The organism is Burkholderia sp. Bp8991 (assembly GCF_003853795.1).
Lineage (GTDB): Bacteria > Pseudomonadota > Gammaproteobacteria > Burkholderiales > Burkholderiaceae > Burkholderia.
Map to the genome: position 1 here is coordinate 43,682 of NZ_QTQJ01000024.1, position 16,108 is coordinate 59,789.

Consider the following 16,108-nt stretch of genomic DNA (forward strand, 5'->3'; position numbering starts at 1 on the left):
GCTTACTGTTCGAGCTCGGCGAGGATCGTCGACGACGCGTAGACCTTCTCGCCGATCGACACCTTCGCGCGGCTGCCGAGCGGCAGATACACGTCGACGCGCGAACCGAAGCGGATGAACCCGTAGCGCTGGCCGCGCGACAGCGGCTCGCCGGCGCGCACGTAGCAGAGGATCCGGCGGGCGACGAGGCCGGCGATCTGCACGGCGGTGACGGTCTTGCCGCTCGCCGTCTGGATCACGACCGCATTGCGCTCGTTCTCGGTCGACGCCTTGTCGATCGCCGCGTTCAGGAACGCGCCCGGGAAGTACTCGACCTTGGAGATCGCGCCGTCGACCGGCGAACGCTGCGAGTGAACGTTGAAGACATTCATGAACACGCTGATCTTCAGCGCTTCGCGGTTCGCGTACGGATCCTGCGTGGTCTCGACCGCGACGATGCGGCCGTCGGCCGGGCACAGCACCGCATTCGGCTGCGCCGGGATCGGGCGCTGCGGATCGCGGAAGAACTGGACGACGAAGACGAGCAGCAGCCAGAACGGCCATGCGAAGCCGAAGCCCCCGACGGCGTGGATCAACAACGCGATGACGGCTGCAATCGCGATGAACGGCCAGCCTTCGCGCGCGATGATCGGATGAGGATAGTTCATGGGTTCGTTCGGTGTTCGGTGAATTGCAAAGCCCGTAGGATAGCAAAAGCCGCCCGGGGCACTGCTGCCTTCGGACGGCTTTTTGAAACCGACCCTCCACTCGAAGGGCCGGAGCAGCACGCGGTGCTTAGTTCTTCGTCTGGTCGACGAGCTTGTTCTTCGCGATCCACGGCATCATCGCGCGCAGCTTCGCACCGACCTGCTCGATCTGGTGCTCGGCCGTCAGGCGGCGGCGCGACTGCAGCGTCGGGGCGCCTGCCTTGTTCTCGAGGATGAAGCTCTTGGCGTACTCGCCCGTCTGGATGTCGGTCAGGCACTGCTTCATCGCCTTCTTCGTCTCTTCCGTGACGACGCGCGGGCCCGTCACGTACTCGCCGTACTCGGCGTTGTTCGAGATCGAGTAGTTCATGTTCGCGATGCCGCCTTCGTAGATCAGGTCGACGATCAGCTTCAGTTCGTGCAGGCACTCGAAGTACGCCATTTCCGGCGCGTAGCCGGCTTCGACCAGCGTCTCGAAACCTGCCTTGATCAGCTCGACGGTACCGCCGCACAGCACGGCCTGCTCGCCGAACAGGTCGGTTTCGGTCTCTTCACGGAAGTTCGTCTCGATGATGCCGGCACGGCCGCCGCCGTTCGCTGCCGCGTACGACAGCGCGATGTCGCGTGCCGCGCCCGACTTGTTCTGCGCAACCGCGATCAGGTGCGGCACGCCGCCACCTTGCGAGTACGTGCCGCGCACGGTGTGGCCCGGGGCCTTCGGCGCGATCATGATCACGTCGAGGTCGGCGCGCGGGATCACCTGGCCGTAGTGGACGTTGAAGCCGTGCGCGAATGCCAGTGCGGCGCCCTGCTTGATGTTCGCGTGCACTTCCTTCGCGTACACGTCGGCGATCTGCTCGTCCGGCAGCAGCATCATGACGACGTCCGCGCCCTTCACCGCTTCCGCGACTTCCTTGACCGCGAGGCCTGCGTTTTCAGCCTTGCTCCACGACGCGCCGTCCTTGCGAAGGCCGACCGTCACGTTCACGCCGCTGTCCTTCAGGTTCAGTGCGTGTGCATGGCCTTGCGAGCCGTAGCCGATGATCGTGACTTGCTTGCCCTTGATGAGGGAGAGGTCAGCGTCTTTGTCGTAGAAAACGTTCATGATGGTTCCTTCGCTAATTCAAAAATTCAACAATTCGTTCAGATGGAGTACTGCGGGCCGGGACATGACGGCGCACCCGGCGTGCCTCTTTGGCAATTTCGGCATCACACCTTCAGGATGCGCTCGCCGCGTCCGATGCCGGAGCTGCCGGTACGCACGGTCTCTAGGATCGCGGTGGCGTCCAGCCCCTGGATGAATGCGTCGAGCTTGTCGCTCGCGCCCGTCAATTCGATCGTGTAGGTCTTTTCGGTCACGTCGATGATGCGGCCGCGGAAAATGTCCGACATCCGCTTCATTTCTTCGCGCTCCTTGCCCACTGCACGTACCTTGATCAGCATCAGCTCGCGTTCGATGTGTGCACCGTCGGTCAGGTCCACCACTTTCACCACCTCGATCAGGCGGTTCAGATGCTTCGTGATCTGTTCGATCACGTCGTCGGAGCCAATGGAAACGATGGTGAGCCGCGACAGCGATTGGTCTTCGGTCGGCGCCACCGTCAAGGTTTCGATGTTGTAGCCGCGTGCGGAAAACAGACCGACCACGCGCGACAGCGCGCCCGGTTCGTTTTCCAGCAGGACGGAAATGATGTGTCTCATGTTCGCTTCTTCCAGAATGTGTCCGTGTCGATTCACTCGCGCCGCGCGCCGCCCGGTGCCGCACCGCCCTTCGTGAAGGCGGCCGCTCCCGGCCTGGACGCGCGTCGCGCCGTTACAGATCTTCCGATCCGAGCAGCATCTCGGTGATGCCCTTGCCGGCCTGTACCATCGGCCAGACGTTTTCGGTCGGATCGGTCTGGAAGTCGAGAAACACGGTGCGGTCCTTCAGGCGCAGCGCTTCCTTCAGCGCCGGCTCCACATCCGAGGTCTTTTCGATCCGCATGCCGACATGGCCGTACGCTTCGGCGAGCTTCACGAAATCGGGCAGCGCATCCATGTACGAATGCGAATAGCGCTTGCTGTATTCGATCTGCTGCCACTGGCGGACCATGCCCAGATAGCGGTTGTTCAGCGAAATGATCTTCACGGGCGTGTCGTACTGCAGGCAGGTCGACAGTTCCTGGATGCACATCTGGATCGAGCCTTCGCCCGTGATGCACAGCACGTCGTCGTCCGGGTGCGCCATCTTGACGCCCATCGCTGCCGGCAGGCCGAAGCCCATCGTGCCGAGGCCGCCGGAGTTGATCCAGCGACGCGGCTTGTTGAAACGGTAGAACTGCGCGGCCCACATCTGGTGCTGGCCGACGTCCGAGCACACGAACGCGTTGCCGTCCGTCAGCTCCCACGCCTTCTCGACCACGTACTGCGGCTTGATGATCTCGCTGTCGCGGTCGAACTTCAGGCAGTCTTTCGCGCGCCAGCTTTCGATGTCCTTCCACCATTGCGCGAGCGCGTCGGTGTCGGGGCCGTGCTCGGCCGTCTGCAACTGCTCGATCAGTTCCTTCAGCACTTCCTTCACGTCGCCGACGATCGGGATGTCGACCTTCACGCGCTTCGAGATCGACGACGGGTCGATGTCGATGTGGATGATCTTGCGCGGACGCGACGCGAAGTGCGCCGGGTCGCCGATCACGCGGTCGTCGAAGCGCGCGCCGATCGCGATCAGCACGTCACAGTGCTGCATCGCCATGTTCGCTTCGTAGGTGCCGTGCATGCCGAGCATGCCGAGGAATTTCTTGTCCGACGCGCGATAGCCGCCGAGGCCCATCAGCGTGTTCGTGACCGGGTAGCCGAGCAGGTCGGCGAACTGGTTCAGTTCGCGTGCCGCATCGGCGAGGATGATGCCGCCGCCCGTGTAGATATAGGGACGCTTCGCCGACAGCAGCAGCGACACGGCCTTGCGGATCTGGCCCGAATGGCCCTTCGTGACGGGGTTGTACGAGCGCAGCGACACGCTCTTGACCGGCTCGTACTGGCACGGCGTCTTCGAGATGTCCTTCGGGATGTCGATCAGCACCGGGCCCGGACGGCCGGTGCGGGCGATGTAGAACGCCTTCTTGACGGTTTCCGCGAGGTCGCGCACGTCCTTCACGAGAAAGTTGTGCTTCACGCACGGACGCGTGATGCCGACCGTATCGCATTCCTGGAACGCGTCCTGGCCGATCGCGGCAGTCGGCACCTGGCCGCTGATCACGACCATCGGGATCGAATCCATGTAGGCCGTCGCGATGCCGGTCACCGCATTGGTGACACCAGGGCCGGACGTCACGAGACAGACGCCGACATTGCCGGTGGAACGCGCATACGCATCGGCTGCGTGCACGGCCGCCTGTTCGTGGCGCACCAGCACGTGCTGAATCTTGTCCTGCTTGTAAAGCTCGTCGTAGATGTAGAGTACCGAGCCGCCGGGGTAGCCCCAGATGAATTCGACGTTTTCGTCGGCCAGTGCCTTCATGAGCACGGTGGCGCCGATGGAGTCGCTATCGGGAGGGGAAAGGGGTTCCGACGTGGAGAATTCCGCGCTGGGCATGTTCATTTTGACCTTTCGAATTTTCGGCAAAAAATTGATCGGGTGCTCTCTGCCGGGCTTGTGGCTCGGGTTCAAGCGGCGCGTCCAGTTTGAAGGGCGGGCTTCTTGGGCCAGCCTCAAATGAGACCATCACTTCATGTTGCGAATCGCTGACGATAGCGGGTCATGATTGGGTCGTCAAGCAAAATATCCCGCAGCGCATCATGCGCCCCGCCCGGCGGGCCGCGGACGCGGCTCGCAAGCAACGGGGCGAACCGCAACCGGTGCCAAGTCGCGCGAAAATTTGTTAGCATCCGCGGGTTTTACGAAATTTTTCGACCTTTCACACGCCGCAGTCCGCAGCGCATACCTTTACGGAATGGCATCAGACAAGGAACTCGCCGACTTTCTGGCGGGCGTCGAAAGGCGCGCGTTCAAGCAGGCTGCGTACGCCGTGCGTGACGACGATGCGTCGCTCGACATCGTGCAGGACGCGATGATCAAGCTGGCGGAGAAATACGGCGACCGGCCGGCGGCCGAACTGCCGCTGCTGTTCCAGCGGATCCTGCAGAACGCGATCCACGACTGGTTCCGCCGGCAGAAGGTCCGCAATACCTGGGTCACGCTGTTCTCGTCGCTCAACAATACGGACGACGAGGACTTCGATCCACTGGAAACGCTCGAGTCAGCGGACGACAATGCAGGTGTCGAGAGCACCGAGCACCGCCTCGAGCGGGAGCAGGTTCTGGCCCTGATCGACGAAGAAATCCAGAAACTTCCGACGCGTCAACGGGAAGCGTTCCTGATGCGTTATTGGGAAGATATGGATGTCGCCGAGACTGCCGCCGCAATGGGGTGCTCCGAAGGCAGCGTCAAGACGCACTGCTCGCGAGCCACCCATGCCCTGGCGCAAGCGCTCAAGGCCAAAGGAATCACGCTATGAGCTCCGCTCCCGTAAATCGAGAACACGAATTCGCGCTGAAGGTCCGCCGCGCACTGGACGAACGTGCCGCGGCGCTGCCTGCCGCGACCACCGATCGTCTGGCCGTCGCGCGCCGGGCCGCGCTCGCGCGCAAGAAGCCGGAAGCCGCCACCGCGCCGGTGTTCGTGCCCGCCTTCGCCGGTGCCGCCGCCGCATACGGCACGCCGCCCGCGAGCCGTCCGCAGACGTCGTTCGCGCGCCGCCTGCTGCGCGCGTGGCCGCTCGCGCTGCTGCTCGCGGGGCTCGTCGGCATCGCGTACTGGGAAGACATGCAGCGCACCGCCGAACTCGCCGACATCGACGCGGCGATGCTCAGCGACGACCTGCCGCTCAACGCGTATCTCGATCACGGGTTCAACGCGTATCTTTCGCACACACGCTAACAAACAGACAATAACGAGGGGATCGCACGGGTGAGTCAGAAACGCGGCCTGGCCGTATTTTTCGGATGCGTGATCGCGATCGCCATTTCCTACGTCGCCACCTATTCCCGATTCAACCCGCCCCCCGCGACGGTCTCCGCCGCGGCCAGCAGCGCGCCCGCGCCGACCTCGGCCGCGGCCGGCCTGACCACCGAACTCGCCCCGCTGCCCCTGCCGCTGCCGGCCGCCAACGGCCCGCTCTCGTGGGCGCGCCTGACGCCCGCGCAACGCGCGGCACTCGCGCCGTTCGCCGATCAGTGGGATGGCTTCAGCGATGCGCGCAAGCGCAAATGGCTGAAGATCGCGTCCCGTTTCGCGAAATTGACGCCCGATGAGCAGAAGCACCTGCAGGACAGGATGTCCGAGTGGGCGCGGATGACGCCCGAGCAGCGCCGCGTCGCGCGCGAGAATTACCAGAGCGCGAAGGAGCTTTCCGCGCAGGCGCGCGAGCGCGCATGGAAGGCCTACCAGCAACTGCCCGAAGAACAGAAGCAGCGCCTCGCCGCGACCGAGCGCCGGCGCCGGCCGAGCGTCGTCAGCGCGCCGCCGACCGTCGCCGACCGCGACGTGCGCCGCCTCGTCAATTCGCACGAACATCCGGCGAGCAACCCTGTTGCGGCACCGGCGCCCGCATCGGTCGGCGCCGGCGCGCCGCCGGTGACCGCATCGGCCACGTCCGGCACCGCCCCCGCACCCGCGACCGTCACGCCCGTGTCGCCGGCCGACGCGCCGTCGATGTTCAAGGGTTCCTGACCCGCCGTGGCAAGCGCCCCCGCAACCGAGGCCCCGGCCGTCGCCGCCGCGCCGTCCGTGCGGCGGCGCCTCGCGGCGATGCTGTACGAAGCCGTGCTGCTGTTCGGCGTCGTATTCTTCGCCGCCCTCGCCTTCAGCCTCGCGACGCAGCAGCGCAACGGCCTCGTCCATCACAACCTGCTCGCCGCGTGGATCGCACTCGTCGTCGGCGCGTACTTCGTCTGGTTCTGGACCCATGGCGGCCAGACGCTGCCGATGAAGACCTGGCGGCTGCGGCTCGAATCGTCGAGCGGCCGGCCGCTGAACGCCGGCCACGCGCTCGTCCGCTACGCGCTCGGCTGGCTGTGGTTCCTGCCGCCGCTCGCACTGCATCCGCTCCTCGGCCTGTCGGTGCCCGTCACGCTCGCGCTCGCCGCCGCGTGGATCGTCGTCTGGGCCGGCGCCGCCCGCCTGCATAGCGATCGCCAGTTTCCGCACGACCGCATCGCCCGCACGCGCGTCGTCGCGATTCCGCGCTGACCGCGCGGTTCGCGTGATCGCGGGACGGCTCCGCGCATCCGCGCATTCATCAGACAAAACCACTCGAAACCGCCCACACGCCCGCCCCGCGAGGCATGCACGGTAACCGCAGGCCAGTCGGTTCGGCAGATTACGCAACACCGCCACATTCACTGCTAAACACGCCGCGACGACAGTAATAAGAACGTCTCGTGACTGTCACGGCATGGTCACGCCCGCATGGCGCAATGCCGGTAATGTCAACCGGCGCGAGTCATGCATGGGCCAGAAAACGTCCGCGACCTCCCTGTTCCGTCAACCGCTCGGCGCCCGCGCCGTCACCGCCTTCCTGTCCGGCTCGGCCGCAACCGATGCCCTTTCGCCGCACGAACCGGCGGCCGCACACGTCACGCAGCGCGACGACCCCGAGCCGTCCACGCATCGCTACCGCACGATCTGGCTGTCCGACATCCATCTCGGCTCGAGCGGCTGCCAGGCGCCGTACCTGCTCGATTTCCTGCGCCACAACGATTCGGAATACCTGTACCTCGTCGGCGACATCATCGACGGCTGGCAGCTGAAGAAGGGCTGGTACTGGCCGCAGGCGCACAACGACGTCGTGCAGAAGGTACTGCGCAAGGCGCGCAAGGGCACGCAGGTCGTCTACATCCCGGGCAACCACGACGAAGGCGCGCGGCAGTTCTGCGACCTCGCATTCGGCGACATCCAGGTGCGCGGCGAGGCGTTCCACACGACGCTCGCCGGCAAACGTTTGTGGATCGTGCACGGCGACCTGTTCGACGGCGTGATCCAGCACGCGAAATGGCTCGCGTATCTCGGCGACACGCTCTACACGCTGATCCTCGTGCTGAACCGCTGGTTCAACCGGATCCGCAGCCGGCTCGGGTTCCAGTACTGGTCGCTGTCACAGTACCTGAAGCACCAGGTGAAGAACGCGGTGAACTTCATCTCGCAGTTCGAGACCGTGATGACCGACGAGGCGCGCCGCCGCGGCTGCGACGGCGTCGTGTGCGGGCACATCCACAAGGCGGAGATCCGCGACATCGACGGCGTGCTGTACTGCAACGACGGCGACTGGGTCGAGAGCCTGTCCGCGCTCGTCGAGACGATGGAAGGCGAACTGAAGGTCGTCTACTGGACGGCGATGCGCACCGCGCCGTCCGTTGCCCCGTCGCGCAAGGCCAAGGCCACTGCCTGACACAACTCCACTTACAGGACACATGCCGCGATGAAGATCATGATCGTCACCGACGCGTGGGAACCGCAGGTCAACGGCGTCGTGCGCACGCTGAAGAGCACCACCCGCGAACTCACCGCGCTCGGCCACCGGGTCGAAATGCTGACGCCGCTGGAATTCCGCACGGTGCCCTGCCCGACCTATCCCGAGATCCGCCTGTCGATCCTGCCGTACCGCAAGCTGCGCGCGCGGATCGATGCGTTCGCACCCGACGCGCTGCACATCGCGACCGAAGGCCCGCTCGGCCTCGCCGCGCGACGCTATGCACGCGCGCGCAAGCTGCCGTACACGACCGCGTATCACACGCGCTTTCCGGAATACGTGCAGGCGCGCTTCGGGATTCCGCTGTCGGCGACCTACAAGTTCCTGCACTGGTTCCACGGGCCGTCGCTCGCGGTGATGGCGCCGACCCCGGTCGTGAAGCAGGACCTCGAGAAGTTCGGCTTCACGAACGTCGTGCTGTGGACGCGCGGCGTCGATCTCGACATCTTCCGGCCGATGGAGTCGAAGGTGCTCAACACCGCCCGGCCGATCTTCCTGTACGTGGGCCGCGTCGCGATCGAGAAGAACGTCGAGGCGTTCCTGCGCCTCGACCTGCCCGGCTCGAAGTGGGTCGCGGGCGAAGGTCCGGCGCTCGCCGAGCTGAAGTCGCGCTACCCGGAAGCGAACTATCTTGGCGTACTGTCGCAAGCCGAGCTCGCCAAGGTGTATGCTGCGGCCGACGTGTTCGTGTTCCCGAGTCGCACCGACACGTTCGGCCTCGTGCTGCTGGAGGCGCTCGCGTGCGGCACGCCGGTCGCCGCCTACCCCGTCACGGGCCCGATCGACGTGCTGGGCGGGGGCGCTGCCGGCGCGATGCACGAAGACCTGCAGGAAGCCTGCCTGGAGGCGCTGAAGATCGAACGCGAGACGGCCCGCGCGTGGGCCGAACGCTTCTCGTGGCGCGCGGCGTCCGAGCAGTTCGCGTCGCATCTGAAGCCGCTGCCGAAGACTGCGTACTCGCCCGCCGAAGGTGCCGCCGTTTGAAACGAGACCTGAACGACAAGACCCCGTCCCCTGCCATCACGGCGCCACTGCATCGTCCGTTCGACGAAGAAGAGCCGCACGCCGACGCGGACGTGCACCCGCACGAACCGCTCGGCCCCGACGATCGCCTGGCGCCGCTGCCGCCGAACCCGTACAAGCGCCACCGCGGCATCACGCGCGCGTGGTACGCGCTCAAGCATTCGCTGAACGGGTTTCGCGTCGCGATCCGCGAGGAGAGCGCGTTTCGCCAGGAGCTCACGCTCGCCGCGCTGATGCTGCCGATCGGTGCGTTCTCACCGGTCCCCGCCGCATCGCGCGCGCTGCTGATCGCGTCGGTGCTGCTCGTGCTGATCGTCGAGCTGCTGAACTCGAGCGTCGAGGCCGCGATCGACCGCATCTCGCTCGAGCGCCACGAATTGTCGAAGCGCGCGAAGGATCTCGGCAGCGCGGCGGTCACGGTCGCGCTGTTCGCGTGCGTGACGACGTGGGGCTTCGTGCTCGGGCCGGTGATCGCCCGCTGGCTCGGCTTCTAGCAACCCCCGCGACGCCGCCCGCGTGCGGCGGCGCACCATGCGCGGAACGCATCGCGATCACGAAATGCGCCCGATGCAAGGAAACCGCGGTTTATAATCGTCCGCCAGACTTAGAACAGCAACCCGCGCCGGACGAATCCCGCAGCATCGATTGCAGCGCCCGCCAGTCCGGCACACACAGGGCCGGACGACATGGAAGCGAAACCTCCCCGCCGCACCCGCGAACGGATTCTCGAGTTGTCGTTGAAACTCTTCAACGAGATCGGCGAGCCGAACGTCACGACCACGACGATCGCCGAGGAAATGGAAATCAGTCCAGGCAACCTGTACTACCATTTCCGCAACAAGGACGACATCATCAACAGCATCTTCGCGCAGTTCGAGCAGCAGATCGAACGGCGGCTACGCTTCCCCGAAGATCACCGTCCGACGATCGACGAGACCTGGTCGTACCTGCAGTACATGGCCGATTTCATGTGGACCTACCGGTTCCTGTATCGCGACCTCAACGACCTGCTCGCGCGCAACCGCACGCTCGAGACGCACTTCAAGCAGATCATCAGCCACAAGGTGCGCTTCGCGCACGAGATGTGCGAACTGCTCGTGTCCGACGCCGAAATGGTCGCGACGCCCGCCGAGATCGAAGTCATCGCCACCAACATGGCGGTGATCTCGACGTACTGGCTGTCGTATCAGTACGTGATGCATCCGCGCAAGTACAACGACCAGGACGCGATCCGCGAAGAGCTGCACCAGGTGAGCATGCACGTGATCTCGATCATGGCCCCGTACCTGCGCGGCCGTTCGCGCCAGCTGTTCGACGATCTCGTCTCCGGCAAGCTGCCCAAGCGCCAGTTCACCGACTACCTGCCGCCGCGCGACGGTTCGCCGCGCCCCGCGGGCAGCCCGGTCGCCGCCAAGCCCGCCGCGAAGGATACGAAACAATGAAGGCAGTCTGTGTTTACTGCGGCTCGTCGTCCGGCGTGCGGCCCGTCTATGCGGACGCCGCGCGCGCATTCGGCCGCGCGCTCGTCGATGCGGGCCTCACGCTCGTCTACGGCGGCGGCCGCGTCGGTTTGATGGGCGTGATCGCCGATGAAGTGATGGCGGCCGGCGGCCGTGCGGTCGGCGTGATCCCCGAGTTGCTCGTCGACAAGGAAGTCGGCCATACCGGGCTGTCCGAACTGCACGTCGTACCCGACATGCACCACCGCAAGAAGATGATGGCCGACCTGTCCGACGCGTTCGTCGCGATGCCCGGCGGCGCCGGCACGCTCGAGGAATTCTTCGAGGTCTATACGTGGGCGCAGCTCGGTTATCACCGCAAGCCCGTCGCGCTGTACAACATCGATTCGTTCTACGATCCGTTGATCGCGCTGCTGCGCCATACGGTCGACGAAGGCTTCATGCGCCCGGCCTACTTCGACGCACTGTGCATCGACGCCGAACCGGTCGCGCTGATCGAACAGCTGCGCCGCTACCAGCCGCTCGCCCAGGACAAGTGGGCAACCGACGCGGCCAAGTAACGTTCATCAGGAGCCGCACGCGATGCCCGCACCGTCCGAGCGCAAGGCCGTCCTCATCACCGGCGCGAGCCGCGGCATCGGCCGCGCGACCGCCGTGCTCGCGGCCGGGCGCGGCTGGGACGTCGGCATCAACTACGCGCGCGACGAGGCGGCAGCCGAACTGACCGCGCAAGCCGTTCGCGACGCCGGCGCCCGCGCGTGCGTCGTCGCCGGCGACGTCGCGAACGAAGCGGACGTCATCGCGATGTTCGATACGGTCGCGACCGCGTTCGGTCGCCTCGACGCGCTCGTCAACAATGCGGGGATCGTCGCGCCGTCGCTGCCGCTCGCCGACATGCCGGTCGAACGGCTGCGGCGGATGTTCGACACCAACGTGCTCGGCGCCTACCTGTGCGCGCGCGAAGCCGCGCGCCGGCTGTCCACCGATCGCGGCGGGCGCGGCGGCGCGATCGTCAACGTGTCGTCGATCGCGTCCCGGCTCGGCTCGCCGAACGAGTACGTCGACTACGCGGGCTCGAAGGGCGCGGTCGATTCGCTGACGATCGGCCTCGCGAAGGAACTCGGCCCGCACGGCGTACGCGTCAACGCGGTGCGCCCCGGCCTGATCGAGACGGAAATCCACGCGAGCGGCGGCCAGCCGGGCCGCGCGGCACGCCTCGGCGCGCAGACGCCGCTCGGCCGCGCCGGCGAAGCGCAGGAGATCGCGGAAGCGATCGTCTGGCTGCTCGGCGACGCGGCGTCTTACACGACGGGCGCCCTGCTCGACGTCGGCGGCGGCCGGTAATCCCGCCCCAAAAGGCGGAAAAACGGCCGACCGGGGCCGTCCGTGGTCACGACACCACAAATCTCCACAATATCGCGGCTGTTTCAGTAAACATCCGTAACGGTTCCGTGTTCTACTAGCGCCAAGCCAAAAACGGCCGGTCATCCGGCTGTCATTTCGCCTCGATGCGACCCTTATTGGTCCCGGCCCATGTCGCCGGACCGGCTTGACCCGACCGAGATCTTTTCCATGCCAGGAACCGCAGCGCCCGGCCGGCGACGCACGGCCGTGCCCGCTTCGGCCGCGCACGCACGCTCAGCCGCCGATCCCAACCTCAGCGCGACACTCGATGGCGCCGGCACGCCTGCCGTGGCCGGCGCCGCCGCACCGAACGCCACCCGCGATCGCGTCCTCCGGCTCGGCTGGCGCGTCTGGCTGCTGGTTGCCGCGCTGGTGTGCGCGTATACGCTGCCGGGCGTGCTCGGCCACGATCCGTGGAAGCAGGACGAAACCTATACGTTCGGCATCATCCAGCACATGCTCGAGACGGGCGACTTCGTCGTGCCGACCAGCGCCGGCCAGCCGTTCATGGAAAAGCCGCCGCTCTACGCATGGGTCGCGACGAGCCTCGCGTGGCTGCTGCAGCGGGTAATGCCGCTGCACGACGCGGCACGGCTCGCGAGCGCGCTGTTCGCGGCGCTCGCGTTCGGCTTCATCGCTCGCGCGGCCCGCAGTGCCGGCCGGGCCGACAGCTGGCTCGACCTGCGCGTGATCGGCCCCGTCGTGCTGAGCGCGGGCACGCTCGTCGTGATCAAGCACGTGCACGACATGATGACGGACGTCGCGCTGTTCGCCGGCACCGCAATGGGCTTCTGCGGCCTGCTCGAGCTCGTGATGCGGCACGTCGCGCAGGCGCGGCAGATGCGGCACGGGCTGCCGGTGCGGCCGTCCGGCCGCTGGGCCGCGCCGCTCTTCGGCGCGGGCGTCGGCATCGCGCTGATGGCGAAGGGGCTGTTCGTGCCGCTCGTGTTCGCGGCCACGCTCACGGGCGCGCTGGTGCTCTACCCCGCCTGCCGTACGCGCGCGTTCGCACGCTCGCTCGGCGTCGCCGCGCTGGTGTTCGCACCGTTCGCGCTCATCTGGCCGACCGCGCTGTTCCTGCGTTCCGAGACGCTGTTCATGACGTGGTTCTGGGACAACAACGTCGGCCGCTTCTTCGGTTTCTCGGTGCCGGAACTCGGCGCGGAAAACGACAAGCCGTTCTTCATCCTGCGTGCGTTCCTGCTGCTCGGCTTCCCGGTCGCGCCGCTCGCGATCGCCGCGCTGGCGCGAGGCGCATGGCGCGACTGGCGCACGCCGCGCATCGCGCTGCCCGTGCTGTTCGCCGGGATCGGCCTCGCGGTGCTGCAAGTGTCCGCGACCTCGCGCCAGCTCTACATCCTGCCGTTCTTCGCGCCGCTCGCGCTGGTCGCCGCGCAGGCGATCGACCGCCTGCCGCGCGGGCTGCATCTCGCATGGGACTACCTGAGCCGCCTGCTGTTCGGCACCGTCGTCGCGCTCGCGTGGATGATCTGGGCGGTCATGGCCGATCCCGGTGCATCGCGTGCGAACCTCGCGGTGCTCGGCCGCTGGCTGCCGCTCGACTGGACCATGCCGATCGTGCCCGGGCTCGTGATCGGTGCGCTCGCGCTGACGGTCGGCTGGCTGTCGCTGCTGCCGAAGCTGCGCACGACCGGCCTGTGGCGCGGCGCGCTGTCGTGGGGCGCAGGCGCGCTGGTCGCGTGGGGTCTCGTTTATACGCTGCTGCTGCCATGGCTCGACGTCGCGAAGAGCTACCGGTCGGTGTTCGACGACCTGAACGCGCATCTCGCGCTCGAGTGGAGCGACGGCGACTGCATGGCGAGCCTGCACGGGCTCGGCGAATCGGAAGCGCCGATGATGTACTACTTCTCCGGTATCCAGCACACGCCGATCGACGACGCGAAGACGACGCGCTGCACGTGGATGATCGTCCAGGGCGTGCGGGCCGTCGATCCGGCACCGGGCAGCGAATGGAAACTGTTCTGGACCGGCGCCCGCCCCGGCGACGACGAGGAGCTGCTGCGCGTCTACGTGCGCACGCCCGAGGCGCACGAAACGAAGTAATGCAAGGCGGCGCCGCAAAACGGCGCCGTCGTCATGTCCGGAAGACCAGCGCAAGCGGCGCGCGAGCGCGGCTTCATGCCCGCCATCCCGCCCCCCCGCCCGTCAAAACGACGAGCCGGGCTCGCGCAGGAATGCCGCCTCCGCATCGGTCGATGCACGGCCGAGAATCGCGTTCCGGTGCGGAAAACGGCCGAAACGCCCGATCACGGCCGCATGACGCAACGCGAAGTCGTGATAGCTCGCACACCCGGCCTCGCCGCGAATGCCAGCGCACAGGCGCACGGCCTCGCGCTGGCTCGCGTCCGACTCGTCATGTTCGAACGGCAGGTACGCAAACGCGCGGTGATGGCCGCTCGGCAACTGCGCGTCCCACCCGGCCGCGACGACGCGCCGCGCGAGCGCCAGCGCTCTCGGATCGGCGGCGAACGCGCGCGGCGTGCCGCGGTGAATGTTGCGCGAGAACTGGTCGAGGACCACGATCAGCGCGAGCGCGCCGAGCGGCGTGTCGGCCCAGTGATCGCACGCGCCGTCGCACGCGGCGTCGAGCAACGCACCGTAGCGCGTACGAAGCACGTCGTCGAACGCCGCGCCGCCGTTGAACCACACCTTGCGCGCATGGCCGAACGCCGCCGAATCCGGTTCGCCGAACCAGAAATCGAGAATCTCGCGCGCTTGCGGATCGAGCGCCGCGGCGCTGTCCGTCAGGTTGTCGATCGTCATGCAAACTCCAGCACGAGGCGCCGTGTCCGCGCACTCTTCTTTTCAAGTCTGGCGACCCGCAGGTCGCCGATTTCCGACGTATTGCGCACATGCGTGCCGCCGCACGGCTGCAGATCGACACCTTCGATGCGCAGCAGCCGTACGCGGCCCAGCCCCAGCGGCGGCTTCACGCTCATCGTGCGCACGAGTTCGGGGCGCTCGGCCATCTCCGCGTCGGTGATCCATTCGGTCGTGACCGCATGCGCGCCGTGGACCAGTTCCGCGAGACGGCGCTCGACGTCGACGCGGTCGATCGTGTCCGACGTCGCGAAATCGAGCCGCACGTAGTCGGCCGTCACGCTGCAGCCGTCGACCGGGTAAGGCAGCACCGCGCACATCAGGTGGGCGGCCGTATGCAATCGCATGCGCCGGTAGCGGCGCAGCCAGTCGATGTCCGCGACCACGCGCGCGCCGGGTGCGAGCGCCGCGACGCGCGCTTCCTGGCCCGCCTCGGGCACGTGCACGGCATCGTCGGGCGTTGCGCCTTCGAACTTCGCCTTGCGCGTGTCGACGATCGCGATCGTGCTGCCGTCGGGCAGCGTCAGCGTGCCGCTGTCGCCGGCCTGCCCGCCGCCGAGCGGATAGAACACGGTGCGGTCGAGCCGGATGCCGTCTTCGCCGACGGCCGCGACGACGGCCTCGCACTGCGTCAGATAGGCATCGTCGCGAAACAGGGCCTGGGTCATCATCGGGCGAACCTCGTATCGATGGGGAAACGACCAGTGTCGCGCCGCACCGCGCCGGCCGCCCAGACGCAGTTCGCCCGGCGTCCGGACAGCGGCGTACCGGTCGATCAACCGGGCCGGTTGCGCATCCAGTCGGCCGTGTCGTAGAACGAATGCATGAGCCGTTCGCGCAGCGGCTCGGGCAACCCGACGTCCTCCATCGCCCACGCCATGCAGCGCAGCCACTGATCGCGCTCGACCGACGCGATCGGGAACGGCAGGTGCCGGGCGCGCAGCCGCGGATGGCCGAACCGGCTGATGTAGTGATCGGGGCCGCCGAGCCAGCCGCACAGGAACCAGAACAGCTTGTCGCGCGAGCCGTCGAGCGACGCCGGATGCAGCGCGCGAATCTCCGCGAACTCGGGCTCGAGGTCCATCAGGTCGTAAAAACGGTCCACCATCTCGCGCACGCGGGCTTCGCCGCCCACGAGCTCGAACGCCGTCGGCTGCGACGGCGCTTCATCATTCACATCGGTCATACG

General features: G+C 66.9%; 18 protein-coding genes. 11 read left to right on the forward strand and 7 right to left on the reverse strand.

The features are described 5' to 3' along the window. Window positions 1-2 precede the first annotated feature (2 nt). The 4 genes from DIE02_RS24730 to DIE02_RS24745 form a co-directional block, all read right to left on the reverse strand. Window positions 3-647: a phosphatidylserine decarboxylase gene (locus DIE02_RS24730; protein WP_039370565.1), complete on the reverse strand. Its 645-nt coding sequence runs from the start codon at window positions 645-647 to the stop codon at window positions 3-5. Window positions 648-774: 127 nt separating this feature from the next. Further along, window positions 775-1,791, reverse strand: coding sequence for a ketol-acid reductoisomerase (ilvC, locus tag DIE02_RS24735; protein WP_044844673.1), 1,017 nt, complete (start codon window positions 1,789-1,791; stop codon window positions 775-777). A gap of 104 nt (window positions 1,792-1,895) precedes the next feature. Then, on the reverse strand, window positions 1,896-2,387 hold the full coding sequence (gene ilvN, locus DIE02_RS24740) for an acetolactate synthase small subunit (protein WP_034207977.1): 492 nt from the start codon (window positions 2,385-2,387) through the stop codon (window positions 1,896-1,898). A 112-nt stretch (window positions 2,388-2,499) separates the two neighbouring features. After that, complete coding sequence (locus DIE02_RS24745; protein WP_044844674.1) at window positions 2,500-4,263, reverse strand: acetolactate synthase 3 catalytic subunit; 1,764 nt, start codon at window positions 4,261-4,263, stop codon at window positions 2,500-2,502. A 352-nt stretch (window positions 4,264-4,615) separates the two neighbouring features. Between DIE02_RS24745 and DIE02_RS24750 the strand changes: the two genes are divergently transcribed. From DIE02_RS24750 to DIE02_RS24800, 11 genes are all read left to right on the forward strand, one after another. Beyond that, the gene (locus DIE02_RS24750; RefSeq protein ID WP_040144687.1) at window positions 4,616-5,179 is read left to right on the forward strand and encodes an RNA polymerase sigma factor; all 564 of its coding nucleotides are present in this window, start codon (window positions 4,616-4,618) and stop codon (window positions 5,177-5,179) included. After that, window positions 5,176-5,601 (forward strand): DUF3619 family protein, encoded by a 426-nt coding sequence (locus DIE02_RS24755; protein ID WP_044844675.1) that lies wholly within the window; start codon window positions 5,176-5,178, stop codon window positions 5,599-5,601. Before DIE02_RS24750 ends, DIE02_RS24755 begins: the two co-directional genes overlap by 4 nt. Window positions 5,602-5,631: 30 nt before the next feature. Beyond that, a complete protein-coding gene (locus tag DIE02_RS24760; protein WP_124487224.1) occupies window positions 5,632-6,393 on the forward strand; it encodes a DUF3106 domain-containing protein in 762 nt (253 codons plus the stop codon). 6 nt (window positions 6,394-6,399) lie between these two features. Continuing rightward, window positions 6,400-6,912, forward strand: a complete 513-nt coding sequence (locus tag DIE02_RS24765; RefSeq protein WP_124487223.1) for an RDD family protein — start codon at window positions 6,400-6,402, stop codon at window positions 6,910-6,912. 259 nt (window positions 6,913-7,171) lie between these two features. Next, complete coding sequence (locus DIE02_RS24770; RefSeq protein WP_124487222.1) at window positions 7,172-8,110, forward strand: UDP-2,3-diacylglucosamine diphosphatase; 939 nt, start codon at window positions 7,172-7,174, stop codon at window positions 8,108-8,110. 30 nt (window positions 8,111-8,140) lie between these two features. Next, window positions 8,141-9,175 (forward strand): glycosyltransferase family 1 protein, encoded by a 1,035-nt coding sequence (locus tag DIE02_RS24775; protein WP_044844679.1) that lies wholly within the window; start codon window positions 8,141-8,143, stop codon window positions 9,173-9,175. Then, window positions 9,172-9,708, forward strand: coding sequence for a diacylglycerol kinase (locus DIE02_RS24780; protein ID WP_044844680.1), 537 nt, complete (start codon window positions 9,172-9,174; stop codon window positions 9,706-9,708). Before DIE02_RS24775 ends, DIE02_RS24780 begins: the two co-directional genes overlap by 4 nt. A gap of 192 nt (window positions 9,709-9,900) precedes the next feature. Beyond that, window positions 9,901-10,656: a TetR/AcrR family transcriptional regulator gene (locus DIE02_RS24785; protein WP_044844681.1), complete on the forward strand. Its 756-nt coding sequence runs from the start codon at window positions 9,901-9,903 to the stop codon at window positions 10,654-10,656. Then, window positions 10,653-11,234 carry a TIGR00730 family Rossman fold protein gene (locus tag DIE02_RS24790; protein ID WP_044844682.1) on the forward strand — a complete coding sequence of 194 codons (582 nt, stop codon included), beginning with the start codon at window positions 10,653-10,655 and terminating at the stop codon, window positions 11,232-11,234. The genes DIE02_RS24785 and DIE02_RS24790 overlap by 4 nt, the downstream gene beginning before the upstream one ends. A gap of 22 nt (window positions 11,235-11,256) precedes the next feature. After that, window positions 11,257-12,018: an SDR family oxidoreductase gene (locus tag DIE02_RS24795; RefSeq protein ID WP_124487221.1), complete on the forward strand. Its 762-nt coding sequence runs from the start codon at window positions 11,257-11,259 to the stop codon at window positions 12,016-12,018. Window positions 12,019-12,246: 228 nt separating this feature from the next. Beyond that, window positions 12,247-14,142 carry a glycosyl transferase gene (locus tag DIE02_RS24800; RefSeq protein WP_124487220.1) on the forward strand — a complete coding sequence of 632 codons (1,896 nt, stop codon included), beginning with the start codon at window positions 12,247-12,249 and terminating at the stop codon, window positions 14,140-14,142. Window positions 14,143-14,244: 102 nt separating this feature from the next. Here the strand turns inward: DIE02_RS24800 and DIE02_RS24805 are convergent, their stop codons facing one another. The 3 genes from DIE02_RS24805 to DIE02_RS24815 all read right to left on the reverse strand — a co-directional run bounded on the left by DIE02_RS24805 (window position 14,245) and on the right by DIE02_RS24815 (window position 16,105). Next, window positions 14,245-14,862, reverse strand: a complete 618-nt coding sequence (locus tag DIE02_RS24805; RefSeq protein ID WP_044844684.1) for a DUF924 family protein — start codon at window positions 14,860-14,862, stop codon at window positions 14,245-14,247. Next, on the reverse strand, window positions 14,859-15,590 hold the full coding sequence (locus tag DIE02_RS24810) for an alanyl-tRNA editing protein (RefSeq protein ID WP_124487219.1): 732 nt from the start codon (window positions 15,588-15,590) through the stop codon (window positions 14,859-14,861). Before DIE02_RS24810 ends, DIE02_RS24805 begins: the two co-directional genes overlap by 4 nt. A 104-nt stretch (window positions 15,591-15,694) precedes the next feature. Beyond that, window positions 15,695-16,105 (reverse strand): group II truncated hemoglobin, encoded by a 411-nt coding sequence (locus DIE02_RS24815; RefSeq protein WP_044844686.1) that lies wholly within the window; start codon window positions 16,103-16,105, stop codon window positions 15,695-15,697. Window positions 16,106-16,108 lie beyond the last annotated feature (3 nt).